The following is a 24,684-nucleotide window of genomic DNA, read 5'->3' on the forward strand; positions in this document are numbered from 1 at the left end:
TATGGGCGAATTAGCCAAAGAAATTTCTCCGATCAATATCGAAGAAGAGCTGAAGCAGTCCTACCTCGACTATGCGATGAGCGTGATTGTGGGCCGTGCGCTGCCGGATGTGCGCGACGGTCTGAAGCCGGTGCACCGGCGCGTGCTTTTCGCCATGAACGAACTCAAAAACGACTGGAACAAACCCTACAAGAAGTCCGCCCGTGTGGTGGGTGACGTGATCGGTAAATACCACCCGCACGGCGACAGTGCGGTGTACGACACCATCGTGCGGATGGCGCAGCCATTCTCTCTGCGCTACATGCTGGTGGATGGTCAGGGTAACTTTGGTTCTATCGACGGCGATAGCGCGGCGGCCATGCGTTACACCGAGATCCGCATGAATAAGCTCGCCCACGAGCTGTTGTCGGATCTGGATAAAGAGACGGTCAACTTTATCGACAACTACGACGGCTCCGAGCAGATGCCGGAAGTGCTGCCGTCGCGGGTGCCGAATCTGCTGGTGAACGGCTCCTCGGGTATCGCCGTGGGTATGGCGACCAATATCCCGCCCCACAATATGAGCGAGGTGGTGAGAGGGTGCCTGGCGCTGATCGATAACAGTGAGCTGTCCATCGATGAGCTGATGGAGTACATCCCGGGTCCGGATTTCCCCACTGGCGCCATCATCAATGGCCGCGCCGGTATTCTGCTGGCCTACCGCACCGGCCGCGGCCGTATCTACGTGCGCGCCAAGGCGGAAGTGGTGCGCGACGAAAAAACCAGTCGCGAAACTATCATCATCCACGAGATTCCCTACCAGCTGAACAAGGCGCGCCTGATCGAACGCATCGCCGAGCTGGTGAAAGAGAAGAAGATCGAGGGAATTTCCGAACTGCGCGACGAGTCCGACAAGGACGGCCTGCGCGTAGTGATCGAGCTCAAGCGCGGCGAGCTTGGGGATGTGGTTCTGAACAACCTCTATTCCCAGACCCAGCTGGAAAGCGTGTTCGGTATCAATATGGTGGCGCTGGTCGATGGCCAGCCCAAGCTGCTGAACCTGAAAGAACTGCTTGAGTACTTTATTCGCCACCGCCAGGAAGTGGTTACCCGTCGCACCGTATACCTGCTGCGCAAGGCGCGCGAGCGCGGGCATATTCTGGAAGGTCTGGCGATCGCCATTTCCAATATCGACCCGGTAATCGAGCTGATCAAAGCCTCTGCCACCCCCGCGGACGCCCGCGAAGCGCTGCTCGCCAAGGGCTGGCCGGTGGGTGATGTGCAACAGTTCCTGGAGCGCGCCGGTGCCGATGCCTGCCGCCCGGATGAGCTGCCAAAAGAATTCGGCATGCGCGACGGCGCCTATTACCTGTCTCCGGCCCAGGCCCAGGCCATTCTTGAGCTGCGCCTGCACCGCCTGACCGGCATGGAGCACGACAAACTGCTGGCGGAGTACAGCGAGCGCCTGGAGCAGATCGCAGAATACCTGGAAATCCTCGGCAGTCCCGAGCGCCTGATGCAGGTGATCCGCGAAGAGCTGGAAGTGCTGGAAAAAGAGTACGGCGATGCCCGCCGCACCGAGATTGTTGCCTCCCGCCAGGATCTGTCGGTAGAAGACCTGATCACCCCGGAAGACAAAGTGGTGACTATCTCCCACGGCGGTTACGCCAAGAGCCAGCCGCTGGCCGACTATCAGGCCCAGCGTCGCGGTGGTATGGGCAAGTCGGCCACTCAGGTGAAAGATGAGGATTTTGTCGAGCACCTGCTGATCGCCAACTCCCACGACACCATTCTGTGCTTCTCCAACCACGGCAAAGTGTACTGGCTGAAGGTGTACGAAGTGCCTACCGCTGGCCGCGCCTCCCGCGGCCGTCCAATGGTGAACATGCTGCCGCTGGAAGAGGGCGAGCGCATCAGCAGCCTGATGCCGGTGTCCGAGTACGATGAAGACCATTTCATTTTCTTCGCCACTGCCAATGGCACGGTGAAGAAAACCCCGCTGACCGCCTTCTCGCGTCCGCGCAGCGTCGGCCTGCGGGCAATCGACCTGGATGAGGACGATCGTCTGGTCGCCACCGCGATTACCGATGGCAGCCGCGATGTACTGCTGCTGACCAGCGCCGGCAAGGCCGCCCGTTTTGCCGAGGAAAACGTGCGCTCCATGGGGCGTGTGTCCCGCGGTGTGCGCGGTATCCGCATGGCAGACGGGGTTTCCGTGATCGCCATGGTGATTCCGGAAGAGGGCGGCTCGGTGATGATGGTGACCGAAAATGGTTACGGCAAGCGCACCGCTACGTCCGACTTCCCCACCAAGGGCCGCGGTACCCAGGGGGTGATCGCCATTGCCGAAAGTGAGCGCAATGGCGCACTGATCGGTGCATGCCAGGTACATCCCGGTGAGGAAATCATGCTGATTTCCGATCAGGGCACCATGGTGCGCACACGGGTGGATGAGGTCTCCGTACTTGGTCGCAACACCCAGGGGGTGCGGGTGATCCGCCTGAAAGAGGGCGAGAAGCTGGTGGGGTTGGCGCGGATCCAGGAAACGGACGATGCCAACAGCGAAGACGGGGCCGTTGCCGATGATGGCGCTGCGGACGAGTGATGGCCGCGCCCGCTGTAACCCTGGAAAGGCTGCGATAACTCGCGGCCTTTTTTGACTTCAGCTGGCCAGATCGGGTTGCGGGCGAAAGCCCTGTAACCTGCGTGAGTGAATTCCGTGATTGCCAGTTTAGCAATGGCTGGAATTGGCAAAGATTTAATCCGGGGCGCCTCAAAAATCTACTACGCGCGCCAGGTGGCGATGTTTTTTAGAGGCGTCCTTCAGGTCTGTTTATCTTCTGGGAATTGAAATCAATGAGGAAGTTTAATTTCTGTGCGGGTCCTGCGGCGCTGCCGGAGCCGGTGTTGCGCCAAGCGCAGGAAGAGTTGCTGGATTGGCAGGGTATGGGCTGTTCGGTGATGGAAATCAGTCACCGTTCTCCGGAATTTGTCGCGGTGGCGGAGCAGTCCGAGCAAGACCTGCGGGATCTGTTACATATTCCCGACAACTACAAAGTGCTGTTTCTGCAGGGTGGCGCCACCGCCCAGTTCAGCGCGATCCCCATGAACCTGTTTGGTGCCGACAGCAAGAAGGCGGACTTCATTCACACCGGCCAGTGGGCCGAAAAGGCGATCAAGGAAGCGGAGCGCTATGGTGAGGTCAACATTGTGGCCTCGGCGGAGGACCGCAATTTTTCCTACGCGCCGGCAGCGGACAGTTGGCAGGAAAGCGCGGATGCGGCTTATTTCCACTACACGCCCAATGAAACCATCGGCGGTGTGGAGTTTCCGTATATTCCCGAGGTGAAGAGCCCGCTCGTGGCGGATATGTCTTCCACTATTCTGTCGCAACCGATCCCCGTAGAAAAATTTGGCTTTATTTACGCCGGTGCACAGAAGAACATCGGTCCGTCCGGGATTGCGGTGGGTATCGTGCGCGAAGATCTGCTGGATCGCGCGCTGCCGGAAATTCCCCGCAGCCTGAGCTGGAAGATTGCCGCCGACGGCCAGTCCATGGACAACACTCCCCCGACGTTCGCCTGGTACCTGTCCGGGCTGGTGTTCAAATGGCTCAAGGCCCAGGGTGGGGTGAACGCCATGGCGGAACTCAGCCTGAAGAAATCCGGGCTGCTGTACGGTTTTCTTGATCGCAGCGCATTCTTCTCAAGCCCGGTGGCAAAAGACAGCCGTTCGCGCATGAATGTCCCCTTCGTCCTGGCGGACGACAAGCTGGACAAACAGTTCCTGCAAGAGTCAGAGGAAGCCGGATTACTGAACCTGAAAGGGCACCGCTCTGTGGGTGGCATGCGCGCATCCCTGTACAACGCGGTGCCGCTGGAGGCGGTCGAGGCACTGGTTGCTTTTATGGCGGACTTCGAGCAGCGTCACGGTTGATGCGGCGTTTGAAACTAATTTAAGGATTTGGGCAAGAGTTATGTCTGAAGATAAGCCGAAGCAGGACGAGCGCCTGCTCGAACTGCGCGATCGCATCGACAATATCGACAGCGAAATTGCGCGGCTGATTTCCGAGCGCGCCAACTGTGCGCTGGAAGTGGCGGAAGTGAAAAAGTCCAATGGCGAAAACGCACTCTACTATCGCCCCGAGCGCGAGGCGCAGGTGTTGCGCCGGGCCATGGAGCGCAACCCGGGCCCTCTCACCAACGAGGAGATGGCGCGGCTGTTCCGCGAGATCATGTCTGCCTGCCTGGCGCTGGAGGAGCCGATCAAGGTGGCGTATCTCGGCCCCGAGGGCACATTTACCCAGCAGGCAGCGCTAAAGCACTTCGGCCACTCTGCCGTATCCAAGCCGCTGGCGGCCATCGACGAGGTGTTCCGCGAGGTGGAAGCGGGCGCGGTCAATTACGGTGTGGTACCGGTGGAGAATTCCACCGAGGGTGTGGTGAACCACACCCTGGATAACTTCATGACATCCAACCTGAAAATCTGCGGCGAAGTGGAGCTGCGGATTCACCAGCATCTGATGATTTCCGATATCACCCGCAAGGAATCCATCACCCGTATCTACTCTCATGCCCAGAGCCTGGCGCAGTGCCGCAAGTGGCTGGATTCCTACTACCCGAATGTGGAGCGCGTGGCGGTGGCAAGCAATGCCGAGGCGGCCAAGCGCGTGAAAGGGGAGTGGAACGCGGCAGCCATCGCCGGCGACATGGCGGCGGAGTTGTACGGCCTCAAGATCCTCAATGAAAAGATCGAGGACCGCCCGGATAATTCCACGCGCTTTCTGATCATCGGCTCCCAGGCTGTGCCGCCGAGCGGCGATGACAAGACTTCACTGATGGTGTCCATGCGCAATGAACCGGGCGCACTGCACGATCTGCTGGCGCCGTTCCAGGCTCACAAGATCGACTTGACCCGGGTGGAGACCCGCCCGGCGCAGAGCGGCAACTGGACTTACGTGTTTTTTATCGATTTTGTTGGGCACCGCGAGCGCGAGAATGTGGCGGCGGCGCTGAAAGCTGTTGGCGCCTGCGCTTCGGATATGAAAGTGCTCGGCTCCTACCCCCGCGGAGTGCTGTAAATGTCTGAGGCAGGAGCGCAGAACGGGCAGGGAGCCCGCGGAAATATTGTCGGCCGCCTGGTGGTGGTTGGTATCGGTCTGATCGGCGGTAGCCTGGCGCTGAGTTTGAAGGCGGCCAGCGGCTGTCGTGAAGTCATCGGCGTGGCGCGTCGCGCGCAGACCTGCGAGCAGGCGGTGGCGCTCGGTGTGGTGGATCGGGCCGTGACGGACCTCGGAGACATCCTGCCGGAACTGGAGGCGGGCGATGTCATCTTTGTCGCCGTGCCCACACTGACCGTGGAGGCGGTGTTTGCGCAGCTGAAAGACCGTCTGCCCGCGGGTGTCACCGTGACCGATGGTGCCAGTGTGAAGGGCAGCGTAATCGCGGCGGCAAAAAATGTCTGGGGGCGGGTGCCGGACTTCCTGGTGCCGGGTCACCCGATTGCCGGCTCCGAGCAGAGCGGAGTGACCGCGGCACGCGACGATCTATATATCGCCCATCGCATCATTCTCACACCACTTGAAAATACCGGTGCGGATCACGTGCAGCGCATTCACGCCATGTGGGAAGCGGTTGGGGCAGAAGTGTTGTCCATGCCAGTGGCAGAGCACGACGAAGTACTTGCGGCTACCAGTCATCTGCCTCACGTAATTGCTTTCGGCTTGGTGGATACCCTGGCCCACGATGCGGAAAACGAAAATATTTTCCGCTACGCCGCCGGTGGCTTTCGCGATTTTACCCGCATCGCCTCCAGCGACCCGGTAATGTGGCGGGACATTATGCTTGCCAACCGGGACGCGATTCTCAAGTCTATCGATCTCTATACCTCCAATTTGGAATCTCTGCGCAGTGCCATTGCCAGCGGCGACAGCGAACATTTGATGGGGGTATTTACCCGGGCCAAGGCGGCGCGGGATCATTTCACTAAAATGCTGGCCAAAAAAGCGTACACAGAAACTATGGAAGCGAAGGAAGTAACGTTTGTCGCCCGTCCGGGCGGCGCTGTAACTGGTGATCTGCGGGTACCGGGTGACAAATCCATGTCACACCGCTCCATTATGCTGGGCTCTCTGGCGGAGGGGGTTACCGAAGTGGAGGGATTTCTGGAGGGGGAGGATGCTCTGGCAACCCTGCAGGCGTTCCGCGACATGGGTGTGGTGATTGAGGGGCCGGTCAATGGTCGCGTCACCATTCACGGCGTAGGTATGCACGGCCTGCAGGCGCCGCCCGGACCGCTCTATGTGGGCAACTCCGGAACCTCCATGCGTTTGCTTGCCGGTCTGCTGGCCGGGCAACAGTTTGACTCGGTGCTGACGGGGGACGAGTCCCTGTCCAAGCGCCCGATGAATCGCGTGGCGAATCCGCTGCGTGAGATGGGCGCCGCGGTGGAGACCGGGGAAGACGGGCGCCCACCGGTGAAAATTACCGGTGGGCAGGCCCTGAGAGCCATCGATTACACCCTGCCCATGGCCAGTGCCCAGGTAAAATCCTGTGTGCTGCTGGCGGGACTCTACGCTGAGGGTGAGACCAGCACCGCCGAGCCTGCGCCCACCCGCGACCACACCGAGCGCATGCTGGCGGGGTTCGGTTACGATGTGCGCCGCGACGGCCCTCGCGCCAGCGTGACCGGTGGCGGCAAGCTGGCGGCCTGTCACATTGATGTGCCGGCGGATATTTCTTCTGCCACCTTCTTTATGGTGGCGGCGTCTATTGCTCCGGGCTCTGATGTGCTGCTGCAGCATGTGGGTATCAATCCCACCCGCGATGGTGCAATCAATATTCTGCGGGCCATGGGCGCGGACATTACCCTTGAGAATCGTCGCGAGGTGGGCGGTGAGCCGGTGGCGGATATCCGCGTGCGCTACGCGCCGCTCAAAGGCATCCAGATTCCGGAGGATCAGGTGCCGCTGGCCATCGACGAGTTCCCAGCCATCTTTGTCGCCGCCTCCTGTGCGGAAGGTCAGACGGTACTTACCGGCGCAGAAGAGCTGCGGGTGAAAGAGAGCGACCGTATTCAGGCCATGGCGGACGGATTGAGGATTCTGGGTATCAATGCCGAGCCCACCCCGGACGGCATTATCATCCAGGGCAAGGGGGGCAATGGTGAGGCCGCGGTGTTTAGTGGTGGCGAAGTGGACAGTCTCGGTGATCACCGCATTGCCATGTCCTTCGCGGTGGCGGCGCTGCGTGCCAGTGCGGATATCCGCATCCAGCACTGCGCCAATGTGGCCACTTCGTTCCCGAATTTTGCCGAGCTGGCAAACGGCGCGGGTATGAATCTCGACGTGCGTTGAAAGCCTGTGCTGCCAGGTGGGGGCGGGCTTCGCGCGCGTCCATCCCCGTACGACCCCAAAACTAACTCACGCGGTACCGAATTAGTTATGACTGAAGCAACCACAAAAGCACCGGTAATCACCATCGACGGACCGAGCGGTTCCGGCAAAGGCACCATCGCCAAGTTGCTGGCGGATAAGCTCGGCTTCGCCCTGTTGGATTCCGGCGCGCTTTACCGGCTGACGGCGCTCGCTGCGCTGAATGCGGAAGTGGACCTGGAGGATGCCGGGAGGCTGGCGGAAATCGCCAGCAATCTGGATATCCAGTTTGCCGTGGCCAACAACGAGGTGAGCGCGCTGCTGGAAGGCAGGGATGTCAGTCGCGACATCCGCATGGAGCGGGTGAGTATGGCGGCCTCCAAAGTGGCTGCCGTTCCCGCAGTGCGGGATGCGCTGCTGCAACGACAGCGGGACTTTCGCGCACCTCCCGGCTTGGTTGCCGATGGCCGCGATATGGGTACCACTGTCTTCCCCGACGCGCCAGTCAAGATCTTCCTGACCGCCAGCGCGGAAGAGCGCGCCCGGCGGCGGTTCGATCAGTTGCAGGGGCGGGGGGTTTCTGTTAGCCTCCGCGACCTGCTGGAGGACATCCGCGCCCGGGATGACCGGGATATGAACCGTGCAGCCTCCCCGCTGGCGCCGGCGGAAGACGCCCTGGTGCTGGACAGCACGAGCATCGACATAGACGGTGTTCTGCAAAAAGTGCTCGAACTGGTCAAGCAGCGCATCCGTTGATGCCGCTTTGGGAATCAGTTCCTACAATTTGATTTTTAACAGCAGCGGCCGGGATCAGCCAGAATCGCCCGGCCGCAGTTGTAATCCGACCCGCGTGCTGGCAGCGCGGTGGGACTCTTACTGGTAGCTGACTAATATCCAGAGTTGCCATCGGTGGGGTCCATATATATAGGTAATGTAATGAGCGAGAGCTTTGCTGAACTATTTGAAGAGAGCCTGAAAAGCGTTGAAATGGCACCGGGTGCGATTGTTACCGGTGTTGTAATCGACGTGGACAAAGACTGGGTTACCGTACACGCGGGCCTGAAGTCTGAAGGTGTGATTCCTGCGGAACAGTTCAAGAACGAGAAAGGCGAACTGCTGCTGCAGGTGGGCGACGAAGTACAGGTTGCCCTGGAAGCGGTTGAAGACGGTTTCGGTGAAACCCGTCTGTCCCGTGAAAAAGCCAAGCGCGCTGAAGCCTGGAAAATCCTCGACGCTGCACACGCTGCAGACGAAGTGGTTAAAGGTGTTATCAGCGGCAAGGTTAAAGGCGGCTTTACTGTTGACGTTGCCAACATCCGCGCATTCCTGCCGGGTTCTCTGGTAGACGTTCGTCCGGTTCGCGACACCGCGCACCTGGAAGGCAAAGAGCTCGACTTCAAAGTCATCAAGCTGGACGCCAAGCGCAACAACGTTGTTGTTTCCCGTCGCGCTGTGATGGAAGCGGCCAACAGCGAAGAGCGCGAAGCTCTGCTGGCCAGCCTGCAAGAAGGTATGGCAGTTAAAGGTATCGTGAAGAACCTGACCGACTACGGCGCGTTCGTAGATCTGGGCGGTATCGACGGCCTGCTGCACATCACCGATATGGCGTGGAAGCGTATCAAGCATCCGAGCGAGATTGTGAACGTTGGCGACGAAATCGAAGTCAAGGTTCTGAAGTTCGACCGCGATCGCAGCCGTGTATCCCTGGGTCTGAAGCAACTGGGCGAAGATCCGTGGGTATCCATCAAGCAGCGTTACCCGGAGAACAGCCGCGTGAAGGCTGTTGTCACCAACCTGACCGACTACGGCTGCTTCGCAGAGCTGGAAGAAGGCGTGGAAGGTCTGGTACACGTTTCCGAAATGGATTGGACCAACAAGAACATCCACCCGTCCAAAGTTGTCAATGTTGGCGACGAGGTCGAGGTAATGATTCTGGACATCGACGAAGAGCGTCGTCGTATCTCCCTGGGTATCAAACAGTGCCAGGAAAACCCCTGGGACGCGTTCGCGCGTAAGTTTGCCAAGGGCGACAAAATCTCCGGTAAGATCAAGTCCATCACCGACTTCGGTATCTTCATCGGTCTGGACGGCAGCATCGACGGTCTGGTTCACCTGTCCGACATCTCCTGGAACGAAGCTGGCGAAGAAGCCGTGCGCAAGTTCAAGAAGGGCGACGAGCTGGAAACCGTTATCCTGGGTATCGACTCCGACCGCGAGCGTATCTCCCTGGGTATCAAGCAGCTGGAATCCGATCCGTTCTCTGACTACGTTGCCACCAACGATCGCGGCAGCATCGTGACCGGTACCGTGAAAGAAGTTGATGCCAAGCAGGCGATCATCACCCTGGCGGACGAAGTGGAAGGTGTTCTGCGCGCTTCCGAAATCAGCCGCGATAAGGTTGAAGATGCCCGTAATGCCCTGAAAGAAGGCGAAGAAGTTGAGACCAAGATCACCAGCGTGGATCGCAAGAACCGCGTGATCAGCCTCTCCATCAAAGCCAAGGATCAGGACGACGAGAAGCAGGCCATCAAGGATCACAGCAAGAAGCAGGCTGAACAGGTTCAGCCGGCGACTATCGGTGACCTGATCAAGGCGCAAATGAATAACAAAGACTAATAGGTCCTTGCTATTCAAGGCTTCAGTTCCATGAGTTGAAGCTGCCCGAAAGCCGGACTGGGGTTGCCCAGTCCGGCTTTCTATTAGATGATTGCCGCTATTCCAGAATAATCAATGACTTAGAAAGGATTGCGGACTGCATGACCAAGTCTGAACTGATCGAAAAGATTGCTCTGAGGTTGGATCAGCTGCCGGTAAAGGATGTCGAGCTGGCGGTCAAAGTCATGTTGGACACCATGTCGAGTGTCCTTGCGGAAGGGGAGCGGATAGAAATCCGCGGATTTGGCAGCTTTTCCCTGCACTATAGGGCGCCGAGAACCGGGCGCAACCCCAAAACCGGTGACTCCGTAGAGCTGGCGGGCAAGTATGTGCCGCATTTCAAGCCGGGGAAAGAACTCAGGGACAGGGTAAATCAGCAGTTGCAGCGCGACACATATGAAAGCGCGTGATTGCCGGGCTGATCGCAGTGAGCTAACACTGTAACGGACTTATCGTTTTTCACTCCTTCGGGAGCCGGAGGTTTTCTTGTCATTTCTGCGCTGGATTTCGCGTCTGTTGTTTGGGGTGCTGGCTCTTGCCTGTGTTGCCCTGGGCGTTTATTTCGCCGTGGATAATCCGGAAAGTATTACGCCGCGATTTGCCGGTTATCCCTTGTTTGCGGGCAGTGTCGGATTCTGGCTGATCGGTTTTTTATTGATCGGCGCACTGCTGGGGTTTCTCGCGAGTCTTTTGCCCTACTGGACGGAGCGGCGCCGGGTGAAAGGATTGGAGCGCCAGTTGTTGCGCACCGAGCGCGAGCTGCAGACCGTGCGTCGCCAGGTTGCCGGAGAATGAGTTGAGCGACCTGACGTTTTTCATCTTCATTTTTGCGGCCATCGCCATCGGATGGTATCTCGGTCGCAAAAGTGGCAAAAAGAAAGGTGCCAAAAACAACCAGCACCACGCCTTGGCGCAATCCTACGCGCAGGGCCTCAATTACCTGCTCAGCGAACGCCACAACGACGCTATCGAAAAATTCATCGATGCGCTCGAAGTCAGTAGCGCCACCTTTGAAACCCACCTCGCTCTCGGCAATTTACTGCGCAAGCGCGGTGAGCACGATCAGGCCATTCGTGTGCATCAGAACCTGCTTGCCCGCCCCAGCCTGAATCGGATCAGCCAGCAGAAAGCGCAGCTTGAACTTGCCCGGGACTATATCGCCGCAGGCTGGCTCGACCGCGCAGAGCGCCTGCTGCAGGAGCTGGTGGAAACCTCTGCTGAGCTGCGCAACACCAGTCTTGAGTACCTGGTAGAGGTATACCGGGATGAACGCGAGTGGGCCAAGGCAATCCACGCGGTCAATCTGTTGCACGGGCGTCGCTTCAAGCGGTTGCCGGGAGAGTGGGCTCCGGTACAGGCACATTTTTGCTGCGAACTCGCGGAAGAGGCGATTAACGGCAAAGACTATCTGAGTGCGCGTAAACATATCGACGCAGCGCTCAATTACGATCGACACTCGGTGCGTGCCAATCTGCTGCTGGGGCGGCTGGAGTATTTGCTTGGACGCCCACAAGACGCTATCAAGGTGCTCGAGCGGGTGCCGAAACAGAACCCGGACTATATTCCGGAAATTCTCGATCTGCTGATCACCTGCTATGAAGCGGTGGATGACGAACAGGGGCTGGAACAATATCTTGGCGCGTTGCTCCGGGAGCATCCGTCCAACAGTGTTCTGATAGCGCTCACCGAGCGGATTCAACAGCAGAGCGAGGCGGAAGCGGCAGCTTTCATGGGGCAGCAGCTCGCCCTGCGGCCGTCGTTGCGCGGCCTGGGGCATTTTCTCAATCTGCATGTCGACAGTGCGGAAGGGCGTTCCCGAGAAAACCTGGCCCTGCTCAAAAACCTGATCGACCAGCTGATCGCCAGTCGCCCCCATTATCGCTGTAATAATTGCGGTTTCTCAGGTAATCAATTGCACTGGTTGTGCCCGAGCTGTAAACACTGGGGCAGCGTGCGCTCGGTGAAGGGCATCGAGGGCGAGTAGCGCCCGTGCGGGTCGCAACTAGCGGCAAACGTTTTTTTGAAATTTTGAGGTGTTCCTTGACTGACTCTGTTGCATCCCCGGTAATTGTGGCGTTGGACTACGACAATGCGGAAGCCGCGCTGGCGATGGCTGCGCAACTTGACCCGGCAATATGCCGCGTGAAAGTGGGCAAGGAGCTTTTTACCATCGCTGGCCCGGAGTTGGTGCGGGTGCTGGTAGGGAAAGGGTTTGACGTATTTCTCGATCTGAAATTTCACGATATTCCCAACACCGTTGCCGCAGCTGTGCGCGCAGCGGCCAACCTGGGGGTATGGATGGTCAATGTTCACGCCAGTGGCGGCGAGCGGATGATGCGCGCTGCGGTAGAAGCGCTGGCATCGTTCGGTGACAAGCGTCCACTGTTGATCGGGGTGACGGTGCTGACCAGTACTGCGGAAGAGGAGTTGGCGCCGGTCGGTGTCACCCGGCCATTGAAAGAGCAGGTGCTGGCATTGGCGCAACTGGCAAAAAACAGTGGTCTCGACGGCGTGGTTTGTTCGGCGATGGAGGCAGAATCTCTCAAGCAATCCTGTGGTAGTGCCTTCTCTCTTGTTACCCCTGGTATCCGCCCCGCCGGCTCCGCCGCCGATGATCAGCGCAGAATCGTGACACCTGTTGACGCTCTGAAAAATGGCTCGGACTATCTCGTGATCGGGCGGCCGATTACCGGTGCCGAAGATCCCTCCGCCGCTCTGCGGGCAATTGTGGAGGATATCCGCAGTAGCGGTGTCTGATGGACACGAAAGATGAGGCCGCCGCTTTTACCGGGTCTTAGTTTGTGTCCAGTTGTATTTGCCTGTAACGGCGTGTAATGGCGTGTAATCGCGGAGGGGTCAAAAGCCGGAGAAATTATTGGTAAAGTCAATCCCTCTTGGGGAAGTATGTGGTCCCATGGAATGAAGACCCATAAACAGACTAAAAGGAATTTACCATGAAATTTTTCCGAATCCCGCTGGCGGCGCTCTTCGCAATTTCACTGTTGCTACTTAATGTCCAGCAGGTCAGTGCTGAAGAGGCTGTTGTTCAGGAGCAGACTCTGATCAACCTGAACACTGCAACAGCGGAGGAGCTGTCCGCAGCCCTGGAGGGCGTGGGCCCTGCAAAGGCAGAGCTCATCGTCCAATACCGGGACCAGAATGGAAAGTTTTCCAGTATTGAGCAATTGCTCGAAGTAAAGGGGATTGGAATGGCGACCTTGGAGAAAAACAAGAGTCGGATTCAGTTGTAACTAAATCTCCAGACAGCGCCTCAGGGCGCTGTTTTTTTTCAGTAATGCCTGATTTTGTGTCTGGGCTGAATTTTTCTAGAGGTGACAATTCAGCGTTATGCGGTGGGTCATTATTGGCAGTTCGGGATATATAGGATCGGCCTTGTGTCGTTATCTGGTTGACCGGGGGCTCCCTGTTCTCTCGGTTTCTCGCCGTGGTGAGCATATGGAGGGTGCCGATCATCAACAAATCCCGGAGTATTCAGATGAGTGGTTTCGCGGTCTGTTCAAAGCGGGCGACAGGATCGTATATGCCGCTGGTCTTGCCAGTATTCCCGGGTGTCGCCAACAGCCAGAGCTGGCGGATTGGCTTAACTGTCGGCTGCCAGTAGCTCTTCTTGAGCTGGCCAACGGCGCTGGCGCCGAAAGTTTTCTGTATCTCTCCAGTGTGAAAGCGAAGAAGGTTTTGTGTGGGGGGATCGCTTGCGAAGATTCCGGGCAGCCCGCCAGCGATCCCTACGGTCAAAGTAAGTGGCGTGCGGAACAGCGATTACTGGCATACCCGGGTAAGATTCGGGTCAATGTCCTGCGCCCTGCCGCCGTTTACGGTGAATATGGCGGGAAAGGCCGGGTGCAGGGCGTCCACCGCAGCCGTGCGTTTGCCTGGAAATCCGGGCTAAAGCGTCTGAGTCGCTACCTCCCGTTTGTTCCGGCGACAGGGTATCGCAGTTTCGTGGCGATTGAGGACCTGCTGGTCGCGATTACGTTGCTGGAGGAGCGCGCATGTGACGGTGATATATTCATTGCCGCTGAGCCTGCTTACTACGATCTCGCGGCCATCGGTTCAGCCGCCAGCGGAAGGCATATGAAAAGCAGCCGTATTATGACGCTATTTATCATGTTGCCATTTGAGATATTGGCAGCTCTGGGTGTTAAGACAGCTATTCTTGATGCACGGAGAAGTGAGCTTTATAGTGCTGCGCGGTTGAGAACGCGCCTGGCTTGGCAGCCTAGGGCACGATATGTTGAATTCTTGAGGAGGGGGTGATGGGGGCGCTAATGCAGTTGTGGTGGATGCCGCTGATGCTGTCCGCCGCCGTGACCGCTGTTGGATTGTGGCTGCTGCTCTCTCGATTGTCCCAGTTTGCTCTGGATACACCCAACCATCGCTCGCTCCACGAAGTTCCGGTACCGCGTACTGGCGGTTGGGCGATTCTGGGTGGAGTGTCTGTTGGAATCCTTGTGGCGGGAGTGGATTTTTCTGCTGGTGCTGCGATTGCGTTTTTTCTGCTACTGGCCGTATCACTGGCAGACGACTTGCGTTCTTTGAGTGCCCGGTTTCGATTTGCGGTGCAAATCTCATCCGTAACGCTGTTGTCGATTAACCTTGAGCCGGAGCTTTCTCACTGGTTACTGTGGATCCCATTGGTTGTGAGCGGTGTATGGGTTGTCAATTTGTACAATTTCATGGACGGCATGGATGGGTTCGCAGGCAGTATGAGCGCTATCGGCTTTGGCGCTCTGGGGTTAATCTGTCTGCGAGAGGGGGCGGGTGAGCTCGCGGGAATCTGTTTTTTACTTGCGGCAAGCAGTGTCGCGTTTCTGTACTACAATTGGCCGCAGGCGCGAATCTTCATGGGGGATGCCGGGTCAACAGTCATTGGGCTTGCCGTCTTTGCTGTCAGTACGGCGGGATGGCAGCAGGGCGTATTTGACCTAGTGGTTCCACTTCTGATTTTTCTGCCTTTCTGGCTTGATGCCACACTGACGCTGTTGGTCAGGGGAGTGAGAGGGGAGCGTTGGTGGGAGCCGCACCGGCAGCATTTGTATCAGCGGGCGGCACTGAAACTCGGCGTGAAAACTGCGTTATTTCTAGAAATGACCGTGATGCTATGCACGTCGACAGCGGCGCTTTTGCTGGTAGTATTCGGCTTGGTTTGATTCCTAAGCTTAGTTCCACTGGAAGGTTCTGATGTACTTATATAGGGGATGGGCCAAGGCGGCCCTGCGAGGGGATACATTGGGGGGAGGATGGTGAGGCGCTTTTACAAAGTCGCACAAGATAACTACAAGCCGGTATTGATGCTGTGCTATGACCTGTTGATGCTGACCGTGGCTTTTCTGCTGGCGATGACGGTCCGCTTCAACGGTGCGGCGCTTGTTGCCCACTCCACGATGATGCTGTGTCTTGTCATGACACTGGTTTCCAGCAGTTTCATTTTTCTTCGTCTTGGACTTTATCGCACGGTCATTCGTTATATGGGGCAGCAGGCCTTGGTTGCTGTACTTCAGGGGGTCACTGCCTCCGCAGTGGTGCTTGCCGTGGCGTCTTACCTCACCTATGCCGGTGTGCCCCGTTCTGTACCGGTTATTTATTGGTGTTTTGCCCTGATCGCGGTTGGTGGTTCACGCTGGCTGGTGCGCGTCTACTATCAGATGGCGCTGGAAATCCATAAAACCCGCGTCGCGATCTATGGTGCTGGAACCGCGGGTCTGCAATTGTTCAAGGGATTGGTTCACGGTGAGATGTATAAAACTGTGGCCTTTTTTGACGACAATGCCTCAAAGCAAAATACCCTTATTGATGGTGTTCTGGTTTACAGCCCGGCGAATATCCTTGAGGTAATCTCCGAGCGGGACATTTCAGAAGTTTTGTTGGCTATGCCCGGTGTTCCGAAGCGCCGCCGGCGGGAAATCACGCGCAACCTGCGGGAGAGAGGAGTTGTGGTGAAGGTCATCCCCGGTATGGAAGAGCTGGTGGACAGCGCCGGACGGGTTTCTGATGTTTCCCAGATCTACGAAAACATTCTCGGGCGAGCGCCGGTCGAGCCTCAAAAAGAACTGATTTCTGCGTCAATTGCCGGCAAAGTGGTTTTGGTGACCGGTGCTGGGGGGTCCATCGGGTCGGAGCTCTGTCGTCAAATTCTGCACTGGGAGCCGGCCAGGCTGATTATGGTCGAGGCCTCCGAATTTGCCCTCTATCAGATTGAGCGCGAGCTGCGACAGCAGCAGCATGATGAAAATCTTCAGGTAGAAGTGACAGCGCTGTTAGGGGATGTTCGCAATCGCACCCGCATGAGCGAAATTATTCGATCCTTCAGTGTGCACACCATCTACCACGCGGCGGCCTACAAGCATGTGCCTCTGGTAGAACACAATGTTGTGATGGGCGCTGAAAATAACGTTCTGGGAACCCTGTCTGTGTTGGAGGCGGCGGAAGCCTGTGGGGTTGAGCAGTTTGTACTGGTTTCCACGGATAAAGCGGTGCGCCCCACGAATGTGATGGGGGCGACCAAACGGCTTGCTGAGCTAATCTGTCAGGATTTTGGCCACCGTTTCGGGCGCACCCGCGTGTGTATGGTGCGCTTTGGTAACGTGCTTGGGTCTTCGGGCTCCGTTATCCCTTTGTTCACCGATCAGATCAATGCAGGTGGTCCAGTTACCGTTACCCATCCCAAAGTAACTCGCTATTTCATGACTATCCCTGAGGCTGCACAACTGGTGTTACAGGCGGGAAGCATGGGGCGCAAAGGGGAGGTCTTTGTGCTGGATATGGGGGAGCCGGTGCGAATATTCGACATCGCCTGCCGTCTGATTCAGATCATGGGCCACACTGTGCGCGATGAAACCAACCCTGATGGGGATATTGAAATTCAGATAACCGGTCTGCGCCCCGGAGAAAAGTTGTACGAAGAGCTTTTACTGGGAGATGCGGTGGCAGGAACCGACCATCCGATGATCATGCGCGCGGAAGAGGAGCGTTTGCCCAGCGAGCAGCTGCAACTATTTATTAGCGAGTTGAAAGAGGCTTGTATCCACCAGGATGCAGAGGCTGTCCATCGTCTGCTAGTGGCATCGGTGAAAGATTATGCACCCCGGCAATCGCTGGTTGATACGGTATGGGTCCGGGCTTCGGCGGGAATCGAAGAGGGGCTATCTTCAGTGCCGGTTGTTCGTGCAGAGATCAAACACCTGCCTGTTACTGGAAGAGTGCAGCGTTTGACCGGGGAGGTGCCGGAGGTGTGATCTCCTCTGGCCTGTTGGTTTTCAAACTTCGTGAAAAAGAAAAACCCCGCAACCTTTTCAGGTGCGGGGTTTTTGTTTGGCTCCGCCTGCTGGGCTCGAACCAGCGACCCAATGATTAACAGTCATTTGCTCTACCAACTGAGCTAAGGCGGAATATCGTGCTTGAGAGGCTCTTCTGGTCTCTCTAAATAAAAACCCCGCAGCATGTTTTTACTGCGAGGTTTTTCTGTTTGGCTCCGCCTGCTGGGCTCGAACCAGCGACCCAATGATTAACAGTCATTTGCTCTACCAACTGAGCTAAGGCGGAATTGTGTCTGATCGGTCCGCGAATGGGGCGTCGTTCAGATGGCGCGTATCTTATAGAGCGCCTCCGGGTAGGTCAACCCTCTTTAATCAAAAATAACTCATTGATTTTACTGTGTTTATATTCTGCCCAGCGCCACCTGAGTTCTGCCGGTTTGGCCTATTCGGGGGATAGCGCCTACAATTTCCCGCTTGCATGTGCCCGTTTCGGGTCCAGGACAGATCAGGTGGATACTATGGAGTCTAGACCGTTTCAGGTTGCCAGTAAGTACGCGCCCGCGGGTGATCAACCGGCCGCCATCGAGGCGCTGGTAGAGGGGGTCAATGATGGTCTGGCACACCAGACGCTGCTGGGTGTGACTGGCTCCGGTAAAACGTTCACCATGGCCAGTGTCATCGAGCGGCTGCAGCGGCCCGCCATTGTCATGGCGCACAACAAGACGCTGGCCGCGCAGCTGTATGGGGAGCTCAGGGAGTTTTTCCCGCGCAATGCGGTGGAGTATTTCGTTTCTTATTACGACTACTACCAGCCGGAGGCCTATGTGCCTTCCTCCGACACCTTTATCGAGAAAGATGCCTCGGTCAACGAACATATCGAGCAGATGCGCTTGTCGGCCACCAAGGCACTGATTGAGCGCAAGGACGTGATCGTCGTCGCCACGGTGTCTGCCATTTACGGTCTGGGCGACCCGGATAAGTACCTGAAGATGGTGCTGCACCTCGACCGAGGCGATATTGTCGACCAGCGAACGATATTGCGCCGCCTGGCGGAACTGCAATACACCCGCAATGATGCCGACTTCCGCCGCGCTACCTATCGCGTGCGAGGAGATATTATCGACATCTATCCAGCGGACTCAGACCTGGAAGCGGTGCGCCTGTCGCTGTTTGATGAGGAAATTGAAGAGATCACCCTGTTTGATCCGCTGACTGGAGAAGTGCTGCAGAAGGTGCCGCGTATCACCATCTTCCCCAAGTCCCACTACGTGACACCGCGGGAGACGATTCTTGAGGCGATCGACCAGATCAAGGAGGAGCTGAAAGATCGCTTGGAGAGGTTGCGCGAACACAACAAATTACTGGAAGCCCAACGCCTGGAGCAGCGGACCCGTTACGACCTGGAAATGATGCAGGAGCTCGGCTACTGCAACGGTGTGGAAAATTACTCCCGCTACCTCTCGGGGCGCGATGCCGGGCAGCCGCCGCCCACCTTGTTTGACTATCTGCCACACGATTCCCTGCTGTTTATCGATGAAAGCCACGTCACCGTGCCGCAAATCGGTGGCATGTACCGCGGCGACCGCTCGCGCAAGGAAACCCTGGTGGAGTACGGTTTCCGTTTGCCTTCGGCACTGGACAACCGGCCGCTCAAATTTGAGGAGTGGGAGCAGCTTGCGCCGCAAACCATTTTTGTTTCTGCGACGCCGGGCAAGTATGAAGCGGAGCATGCCGGCGCGGTGGTGGAACAGTTGGTGCGTCCTACCGGGCTTGTGGATCCGGTGGTGGAGGTGCGTCCCGCGGCCACCCAAGTTGACGACACCCTGTCGGAAATTCATCGCTGTGTTGCGGCTGATCAGCGCGTCCTCATTACCGTTCTGACCAAGCGCATGGCGGAGGACCTCACCGAATACCTGCAGGACAACAAGGTGCGGGTGCGCTATTTGCACTCGGATATCGACACCGTGGAGCGAGTTGAAATTATTCGCGATCTGCGTATCGGTGAATTTGATGTGCTGGTGGGTATCAACCTGTTGCGGGAGGGGCTGGATATGCCGGAGGTCGCTTTGGTGGCGATCTTCGACGCCGACAAGGAGGGCTTCCTGCGCTCCGACCGCTCGCTGATCCAGACCATCGGCCGCGCTGCGCGCAACCTGGAGGGCAGAGCGATCCTGTATGCGGACCGGGTTACGGATTCTATGCAGCGTGCGCTGGACGAAACCGAGCGCCGCCGGGAAAAGCAGCTGGCGCACAATGCCGAGCATGGCATCACCCCGGTGGGGATTCGCAAAAGTGTTGCAGATATTCTGGAGGGCGCTGTTGCGCCCGGGGTGCCAGCGCGCGGACGGCGCAAAGTGGCAGAGAAGGGCGGTTCTTACAAGGCGGACCAGAAACCGCTTACCGAAAAGCAGCGGTGGGCGCGTATTGAGGAGCTGGAGGAGCAGATGTACAACCACGCCAAGAATCTGGAGTTCGAGGCCGCTGCCAAGTTGCGTGACGAAATCGCCAGGCTTAAAGAGCCTGGCGATTTGTCCTCAGCCTGAATCGGCTTGTGATTTTGCCTGCGGTGCGGATGTTGGTGTGGCGGCACTTGGTCTTGCCGGTGCCTTTTTCATCAGCAGCAGGCTCCCGATAATGATCGCCATTCCTATCAGATGCATGCTGCCAAATGGTTCTCCAAGCACCCATGCGGCGGCGATCAGCGTCACGATTGGCCCAGTGGTTCCTATTGCGCCGGTGGTGGCAGATCCGACTTTTTGTATCGCGGCGCTCATCAGTAAGGAAGGAATTACCGTGCAGACGAAGGCCACGGTAAGTGCATAACCATAGACCGGCCAGGGCTGCTGCAGGCGGCTCCATTCCCCCTTGAGCAAGAAGTGTACGGCAATGGCCGCACTCGCTGCGATCATGGCGAGCGCGGTAAATTGTCGGCTGCCGAGTGCCTTGATCACATCCTCGCTGAACACCACGTAGATGGAGAAAGCCAGCGCGCTGCCGAGCGTCAGTAGAGCTCCCCAGCTGGTGGGTGAAAGTCCAACCCAGCCGGGCGCGGGAACACCTGTGTCAAAGTGCTGATCCTGCCAGAAGATCAGCAGAATTCCTGCATAAGCGCACAGGATGCAAAGCAACTGTCGCAGTGAAACCCGCCTGCCGAGAAACATCCAGCCCAGGAGCAGCACCAGCGTCGGGTACAGGTAAATGATCAGTCGCTCGAAATTGGCGCTGATAAAACGCAAGCCCTGTAAATCCAGAAAGCTTGCCACGTAGTAAGCGCAGATTCCGAGAGCCGCCGCCAGCAGTCCGTTGCGTGCAGAAACTGGTCGCCATTCGTTTTTGTTTTTAAGTTGCCCCAGTATGAGCAGATAAAAGGGGAGGGCCAGCAGCATGCGCAGCAATATAAATGTGTCGACCTCCACCTGATAGCGGTAGGCGAGCTTGATGAATATGGCTTTGATGGAAAACAGTGCAGCCGCGGCCAAGGCGAGCAGGTAGCCATTCTCCTGATAGCCGAGGATCGCCCCTTTTCCTTTGTACAACATCCGTTTATAGCTCCTGTGTAGGCGGCTGACAGCCGAGCCTTGCGGGCTGCCAGCGGCACCTGCATTGCCCTGCGTAGGGTGGGCAAGGGTAACAGGTTTGGGTGGCGGTGGGCTTGCCTGTTTTGCGGCTCTCTCTTGAAGGTGTAGATCTTGTGCCGCTGCTCGCGGTGGGGCGGCTGGAGAGGTGTGAAAATGTCATCCCTAAGTTGTTGATTTGCATGAAAACCGGTGCTAAAGTTCGCGTCCTCTGCAGCGGGGTGCTTCCCTGGTCTGCTACTCTCCAGACCCATAGCTCAGTTGGTTAGAGCGCTGCCTTGACATGGCAGAGGTCAGCAGTTCGAGTCTGCTTGGGTCTACCATTTTCCTGCGAGCTTTTTCACTGAGTATGATCTGGCTCGCTCCGGGCGCCGTGCCCGCCATCACCACTGTGAATCACGCGGTCTTTCGTAGGGATCGCCACTGATAAATAAGGAAGTGCAATGCCTGTTGTCACCCTCCCTGACGGTTCCCGTCGCGAATTCTCCGCTCCTGTTTCCGTATTCGATGTCGCCAACGATATTGGTCCCGGCCTGGCAAAGGCTGCGCTGGCTGGTGTGGTCGACGGTAAGGAAGTGGATACCAGTTTTGTTATCGATCGCGACGTAAATCTCGCTATCGTGACCGACCGCCAGCCGGAAGGGCTGGAAGTTATCCGTCACTCCACCGCGCACCTGCTGGCCCAGGCGGTAAAACAGCTGTACCCGGGCGCCCAGGTCACTATCGGCCCGGTGATCGAAGACGGTTTCTACTACGACTTTGCCTACGAGCGTCAATTTACCCCGGAAGATCTCGAGAAGATCGAAGCGCGCATGGAAGAGCTGGCCAAGGAAGATATTCCGGTCAGCCGTCGCCTGCTGCCCCGGGATGAAGCGGTGAAATATTTCCGCGAGATGGGGGAGGAGTACAAGGCGGAAATCATCGCCAGTATTCCCACCAATGAAGATATCTCCCTGTATCGCCAGGGCGACTTCGAAGACCTGTGCCGCGGCCCGCACGTGCCGTCCACCGGCAAGCTGAAGGCCTTCAAGCTCACCAAGGTGGCCGGCGCTTATTGGCGCGGCGATGCCAAAAATGAAATGCTCACCCGTGTGTACGGTACCGCGTGGGCCAGCAAGAAAGAGCTGAATGCCTACCTGCACCGCATTGCGGAGGCGGAAAAGCGTGACCATCGCAAGCTGGCGAAGAAGTTCGACCTGTTCCATATCCAGGAAGAGGCGCCGGGCATGGTGTTTTGGCACCCGAACGGCTGGACCGTGTACAGCGCCATCGAGCAGTACATGCGCAATCGCCAGCGCGAGCGCGGCTACAAAGAAATCAAAACTCCGCAATTGGTGGATATCTCCCTGTGGCAAAAGTCCGGCCACGCGGAAAAATTCGCCGACGGTATGTTCACCCTGACCAGTGAAGAGCGCCAGTTCGCCATCAAGCCCATGAACTGCCCCTGTCACGTACAGGTGTTCAACCAGGGGCTGCGCAGCTACCGCGACCTGCCGCTGCGCCTGGCGGAATTCGGTTCCTGTCACCGCGCCGAGCCCTCCGGCTCCCTGCACGGCTTGATGCGTGTGCGCGGCTTCGTGCAGGACGATGGCCACATCTTCTGTACCGAAGACCAGATTCAATCCGAAGTGTCCGAGTTCATGGACCTGCTGCACGCGGTGTACAAGGACTTTGGCTTCGAGGAAGTGATCTATCGTTTATCTACCCGTCCGGAGCAGCGCGTCGGCTCCGACGAAAGCTGGGACAAGGCGGAAAAGGCACTGGCGGATGCGTTGAACGCCGCCGGCCTGCCGTGGGAAGAGCTGCCGGGTGAGGGCGCCTTCTACGGACCCAAGATCGAGTTCTCCCTCAAGGATTGCCTCGGCCGGGTGTGGCAGTGCGGCACCATCCAGGTGGATTTCTCCATGCCGGGCCGCCTCGGCGCCCAGTACGTGGCGGAAGATGGCTCGCGCCAGGCACCGGTTATGCTGCACCGCGCGACCCTCGGGTCGTTCGAGCGCTTTATCGGCATCCTGATCGAAAACTACGAGGGTGCCTTCCCGACCTGGCTGGCGCCGCAGCAGGTGGCGGTGCTTAATATCACCGATCGCCAGTCGGAATACTGCCGCGGGCTCGAGTCCAAACTGGCCGCTGAAGGTTTCCGCGCCGCCGCCGACTTGAGAAACGAGAAGATCGGATTTAAAATCCGCGAGCACACGCTTCAGCGTGTCCCTTATCTGCTGGTTATTGGCGATAAGGAAGTGGAAAACCAGACGGTCGCCGTGCGCACCCGCAGCGGAGAAGACCTGGGAACCATGACTTACGAGTCGTTCCTTGAGATCCTTCGCGAGGATGTCGCTCGCCGCGGCCGTTCGTCTATTGCGGGCGCACAAGAATAAGCGCCCCAAAGACATTTTTATTGGGTAACCGGAGACGAGAGTTATTAACCGAGATATGAAAGGACGGTCCAAGAAGGCCCGTATCAACGATCAGATTGAAGCATCGCAGGTACGTCTGATCGGTGCGGATGGTGAGCAGGTAGGTGTGGTTTCTCTGGAAGAGGCGCTGGAAGCGGCGCAGAAAGCCAGCCTGGATCTCGTGGAAATCGCTCCGGACTCAGATCCCATCGTCTGTAAAATCATGGACTACGGGAAGCATGTATTTGAGGCCAAGAAAGCCAAGAATGCGGCCAAGAAGAAACAAAAGCAGCAGCAGATCAAGGAAATGAAGTTCCGCCCCGGTACCGACATCGGGGACTACAACATCAAGCTGCGCGCCCTGACCCGCTTCCTGGAAGACGGTGACAAGGCCAAAGTATCCCTGCGCTTCCGCGGCCGTGAAATGGCCCACCAGGAGCTGGGGATGGAAATGATGCAGCGCATCGAGAAAGATCTCGAGGAGCTGGGTGTCGTGGAGCAGCGGCCGAAAATGGAAGGCCGCCAGATGATCATGGTCATCGCGCCCTCGAAAAAGAAAAAGTAAGTCCCCGGTACTAATACCTGATACCAGGGTCTTCTTTTCGGGAAGTGATCGGGCGACGGCTGCCTTCTCACTCCCGCAAGCCGTCCTTCGGGGCGGCCAATATCAACGTAGTAGCCTGCTTGCAGGTGAACCTTTAAAACTTTGGAGTACAAAATGCCGAAAGCAAAAGTACACAGTGGCGCTGCCAAGCGCTTCAAGAAGACGGCTGCGGGCTACAAGCACAAGCACGCGAACAAGAGCCACATCCTCACCAAGATGACCACCAAGCGTAAGCGTCAGCTGCGCGGCACCTCGACCCTGAACAAGTCTGATGCCACCCTGGTCGATCGTATGATGCGCGCCAGATAACACTGGCACCATTCGCAAAGGTTTAAGAGGATAGAAGTATGGCCCGTGTTAAACGTGGTGTAGTGGCGCGTCGCAGTCACAAGAAAATTCTGAAGCAGGCTAAAGGTTACTACGGTGCGCGTTCGCGTGTATTCCGCGTAGCCAAGCAGGCAGTCATCAAAGCTGGTCAGTACGCTTACCGCGACCGTCGCGTTAAGAAGCGTAACTTCCGCGCTCTGTGGATCACGCGTATCAACGCCCAGTCCCGCGCTGAAGGCCTGAGCTACAGCCGACTGATTGCCGGCCTGAAAAAGGCGGATATCGCTCTGGATCGCCGTGTTCTGGCTGATCTGGCGGTATACGACAAAGCCGCTTTTGCTGCCGTAGTTGAAAAAGCCAAGGCAGCCCTGGCAGCTTAATTAGCGCCTGCAGAATAAATCGGCCCGCAAGGGCGGATTTGTGCTTTAAGAATAGGGAAGGGCTGTTCAGCTCTTCCCTATTTTTTTATTGGTTTGACGCAAAGATTCCAAACGCTTCC

General features: G+C 57.5%; 20 protein-coding genes and 3 tRNA genes. 20 read left to right on the forward strand and 3 right to left on the reverse strand.

The window, feature by feature from the left end; all coding sequences use genetic code 11:
• The first annotated feature begins 1 nt into the window (after position 1).
• The 14 genes from gyrA (at position 2) to GNX18_RS03590 (ending at position 17,262) form a co-directional block, all read left to right on the forward strand.
• Positions 2-2,584 (forward strand): DNA gyrase subunit A, encoded by a 2,583-nt coding sequence (gyrA, locus tag GNX18_RS03525; protein WP_138235352.1) that lies wholly within the window; start codon positions 2-4, stop codon positions 2,582-2,584.
• A 251-nt stretch (positions 2,585-2,835) separates the two neighbouring features.
• Positions 2,836-3,915: a 3-phosphoserine/phosphohydroxythreonine transaminase gene (gene serC / locus GNX18_RS03530; protein ID WP_166215448.1), complete on the forward strand. Its 1,080-nt coding sequence runs from the start codon at positions 2,836-2,838 to the stop codon at positions 3,913-3,915.
• Positions 3,916-3,955: 40 nt separating this feature from the next.
• Positions 3,956-5,059: a prephenate dehydratase gene (pheA, locus tag GNX18_RS03535; RefSeq protein WP_138235354.1), complete on the forward strand. Its 1,104-nt coding sequence runs from the start codon at positions 3,956-3,958 to the stop codon at positions 5,057-5,059.
• On the forward strand, positions 5,060-7,333 hold the full coding sequence (locus GNX18_RS03540; protein ID WP_166215450.1) for a bifunctional prephenate dehydrogenase/3-phosphoshikimate 1-carboxyvinyltransferase: 2,274 nt from the start codon (positions 5,060-5,062) through the stop codon (positions 7,331-7,333).
• 87 nt (positions 7,334-7,420) lie between these two features.
• A complete protein-coding gene (cmk, locus tag GNX18_RS03545) occupies positions 7,421-8,107 on the forward strand; it encodes a (d)CMP kinase (protein WP_138235356.1) in 687 nt (228 codons plus the stop codon).
• Positions 8,108-8,287: 180 nt separating this feature from the next.
• Positions 8,288-9,967, forward strand: coding sequence for a 30S ribosomal protein S1 (rpsA, locus tag GNX18_RS03550; protein ID WP_138235357.1), 1,680 nt, complete (start codon positions 8,288-8,290; stop codon positions 9,965-9,967).
• 140 nt (positions 9,968-10,107) lie between these two features.
• A complete protein-coding gene (gene ihfB, locus GNX18_RS03555) occupies positions 10,108-10,416 on the forward strand; it encodes an integration host factor subunit beta (RefSeq protein ID WP_138235358.1) in 309 nt (102 codons plus the stop codon).
• Positions 10,417-10,492: 76 nt separating this feature from the next.
• A complete protein-coding gene (locus GNX18_RS03560; RefSeq protein WP_240914203.1) occupies positions 10,493-10,801 on the forward strand; it encodes a lipopolysaccharide assembly protein LapA domain-containing protein in 309 nt (102 codons plus the stop codon).
• A 1-nt stretch (position 10,802) separates the two neighbouring features.
• Positions 10,803-11,990, forward strand: a complete 1,188-nt coding sequence (lapB, locus tag GNX18_RS03565) for a lipopolysaccharide assembly protein LapB (RefSeq protein ID WP_138235359.1) — start codon at positions 10,803-10,805, stop codon at positions 11,988-11,990.
• Positions 11,991-12,046: 56 nt separating this feature from the next.
• The gene (gene pyrF / locus GNX18_RS03570) at positions 12,047-12,763 is read left to right on the forward strand and encodes an orotidine-5'-phosphate decarboxylase (protein WP_138235360.1); all 717 of its coding nucleotides are present in this window, start codon (positions 12,047-12,049) and stop codon (positions 12,761-12,763) included.
• 197 nt (positions 12,764-12,960) lie between these two features.
• Positions 12,961-13,257 (forward strand): ComEA family DNA-binding protein, encoded by a 297-nt coding sequence (locus GNX18_RS03575; protein ID WP_166215452.1) that lies wholly within the window; start codon positions 12,961-12,963, stop codon positions 13,255-13,257.
• A gap of 97 nt (positions 13,258-13,354) precedes the next feature.
• Positions 13,355-14,284: an NAD-dependent epimerase/dehydratase family protein gene (locus GNX18_RS03580; RefSeq protein WP_240914205.1), complete on the forward strand. Its 930-nt coding sequence runs from the start codon at positions 13,355-13,357 to the stop codon at positions 14,282-14,284.
• An 11-nt stretch (positions 14,285-14,295) separates the two neighbouring features.
• Positions 14,296-15,177, forward strand: coding sequence for a glycosyltransferase family 4 protein (locus tag GNX18_RS03585; RefSeq protein ID WP_166215456.1), 882 nt, complete (start codon positions 14,296-14,298; stop codon positions 15,175-15,177).
• A gap of 90 nt (positions 15,178-15,267) precedes the next feature.
• The gene (locus GNX18_RS03590) at positions 15,268-17,262 is read left to right on the forward strand and encodes a nucleoside-diphosphate sugar epimerase/dehydratase (RefSeq protein WP_240914206.1); all 1,995 of its coding nucleotides are present in this window, start codon (positions 15,268-15,270) and stop codon (positions 17,260-17,262) included.
• Between the two features lie 77 nt (positions 17,263-17,339).
• On the opposite strand, the gene GNX18_RS03595 is transcribed toward GNX18_RS03590, so the two are convergent.
• Both GNX18_RS03595 and GNX18_RS03600 read right to left on the reverse strand, forming a co-directional pair.
• Positions 17,340-17,415 (reverse strand) — tRNA-Asn (locus GNX18_RS03595).
• A gap of 78 nt (positions 17,416-17,493) precedes the next feature.
• A tRNA-Asn gene (locus GNX18_RS03600) sits at positions 17,494-17,569 on the reverse strand.
• 232 nt (positions 17,570-17,801) lie between these two features.
• Between GNX18_RS03600 and uvrB the strand changes: the two genes are divergently transcribed.
• Positions 17,802-19,826, forward strand: coding sequence for an excinuclease ABC subunit UvrB (uvrB, locus tag GNX18_RS03605; RefSeq protein ID WP_166215458.1), 2,025 nt, complete (start codon positions 17,802-17,804; stop codon positions 19,824-19,826).
• On the opposite strand, the gene GNX18_RS03610 is transcribed toward uvrB, so the two are convergent.
• Positions 19,818-20,822, reverse strand: a complete 1,005-nt coding sequence (locus tag GNX18_RS03610; protein WP_166215460.1) for a DMT family transporter — start codon at positions 20,820-20,822, stop codon at positions 19,818-19,820. The genes uvrB and GNX18_RS03610 overlap by 9 nt on opposite strands.
• 282 nt (positions 20,823-21,104) lie before the next feature.
• On the opposite strand from GNX18_RS03610, the gene GNX18_RS03615 reads away from it, so the two are divergent.
• The 5 genes from GNX18_RS03615 to rplT all read left to right on the forward strand — a co-directional run bounded on the left by GNX18_RS03615 (position 21,105) and on the right by rplT (position 24,565).
• Positions 21,105-21,181, forward strand: a tRNA-Val gene (locus GNX18_RS03615).
• Between the two features lie 120 nt (positions 21,182-21,301).
• Complete coding sequence (gene thrS / locus GNX18_RS03620) at positions 21,302-23,236, forward strand: threonine--tRNA ligase (protein ID WP_166215462.1); 1,935 nt, start codon at positions 21,302-21,304, stop codon at positions 23,234-23,236.
• Positions 23,237-23,291: 55 nt separating this feature from the next.
• Positions 23,292-23,819, forward strand: a complete 528-nt coding sequence (gene infC, locus GNX18_RS03625; RefSeq protein WP_138235367.1) for a translation initiation factor IF-3 — start codon at positions 23,292-23,294, stop codon at positions 23,817-23,819.
• Positions 23,820-23,972: 153 nt separating this feature from the next.
• Entirely contained in the window at positions 23,973-24,167 is a 195-nt protein-coding gene (rpmI, locus tag GNX18_RS03630; RefSeq protein WP_105104586.1) for a 50S ribosomal protein L35, read from the forward strand.
• Positions 24,168-24,205: 38 nt separating this feature from the next.
• Positions 24,206-24,565 carry a 50S ribosomal protein L20 gene (rplT, locus tag GNX18_RS03635; protein ID WP_010131381.1) on the forward strand — a complete coding sequence of 120 codons (360 nt, stop codon included), beginning with the start codon at positions 24,206-24,208 and terminating at the stop codon, positions 24,563-24,565.
• Positions 24,566-24,684: the final 119 nt, after the last annotated feature.

Source organism: Microbulbifer sp. SH-1 (assembly GCF_011326135.1).
Classification (GTDB): Bacteria; Pseudomonadota; Gammaproteobacteria; order Pseudomonadales; family Cellvibrionaceae; genus Microbulbifer; species Microbulbifer harenosus.

What these genes read in the sequence shown, in the direction of transcription:
- uvrB (WP_166215458.1), top strand. Translation starts at nt 17,802, where the DNA reads ATGGAGTCTAGACCGTTTCAGGTTGCCAGTAAGTACGCGCCCGCGGGT.
- thrS (WP_166215462.1), top strand. Translation starts at nt 21,302, where the DNA reads ATGCCTGTTGTCACCCTCCCTGACGGTTCCCGTCGCGAATTCTCCGCT.
- gyrA (WP_138235352.1), top strand. Translation starts at nt 2, where the DNA reads ATGGGCGAATTAGCCAAAGAAATTTCTCCGATCAATATCGAAGAAGAG.
- GNX18_RS03540 (WP_166215450.1), top strand. Translation starts at nt 5,060, where the DNA reads ATGTCTGAGGCAGGAGCGCAGAACGGGCAGGGAGCCCGCGGAAATATT.
- GNX18_RS03590 (WP_240914206.1), top strand. Translation starts at nt 15,268, where the DNA reads ATGGTGAGGCGCTTTTACAAAGTCGCACAAGATAACTACAAGCCGGTA.
- GNX18_RS03610 (WP_166215460.1), bottom strand. Translation starts at nt 20,822, where the DNA reads ATGTTGTACAAAGGAAAAGGGGCGATCCTCGGCTATCAGGAGAATGGC.
- pheA (WP_138235354.1), top strand. Translation starts at nt 3,956, where the DNA reads ATGTCTGAAGATAAGCCGAAGCAGGACGAGCGCCTGCTCGAACTGCGC.
- ihfB (WP_138235358.1), top strand. Translation starts at nt 10,108, where the DNA reads ATGACCAAGTCTGAACTGATCGAAAAGATTGCTCTGAGGTTGGATCAG.
- rpmI (WP_105104586.1), top strand. Translation starts at nt 23,973, where the DNA reads ATGCCGAAAGCAAAAGTACACAGTGGCGCTGCCAAGCGCTTCAAGAAG.
- GNX18_RS03585 (WP_166215456.1), top strand. Translation starts at nt 14,296, where the DNA reads ATGCAGTTGTGGTGGATGCCGCTGATGCTGTCCGCCGCCGTGACCGCT.
- GNX18_RS03580 (WP_240914205.1), top strand. Translation starts at nt 13,355, where the DNA reads ATGCGGTGGGTCATTATTGGCAGTTCGGGATATATAGGATCGGCCTTG.
- GNX18_RS03575 (WP_166215452.1), top strand. Translation starts at nt 12,961, where the DNA reads ATGAAATTTTTCCGAATCCCGCTGGCGGCGCTCTTCGCAATTTCACTG.
- cmk (WP_138235356.1), top strand. Translation starts at nt 7,421, where the DNA reads ATGACTGAAGCAACCACAAAAGCACCGGTAATCACCATCGACGGACCG.
- rplT (WP_010131381.1), top strand. Translation starts at nt 24,206, where the DNA reads ATGGCCCGTGTTAAACGTGGTGTAGTGGCGCGTCGCAGTCACAAGAAA.
- infC (WP_138235367.1), top strand. Translation starts at nt 23,292, where the DNA reads ATGAAAGGACGGTCCAAGAAGGCCCGTATCAACGATCAGATTGAAGCA.
- serC (WP_166215448.1), top strand. Translation starts at nt 2,836, where the DNA reads ATGAGGAAGTTTAATTTCTGTGCGGGTCCTGCGGCGCTGCCGGAGCCG.
- rpsA (WP_138235357.1), top strand. Translation starts at nt 8,288, where the DNA reads ATGAGCGAGAGCTTTGCTGAACTATTTGAAGAGAGCCTGAAAAGCGTT.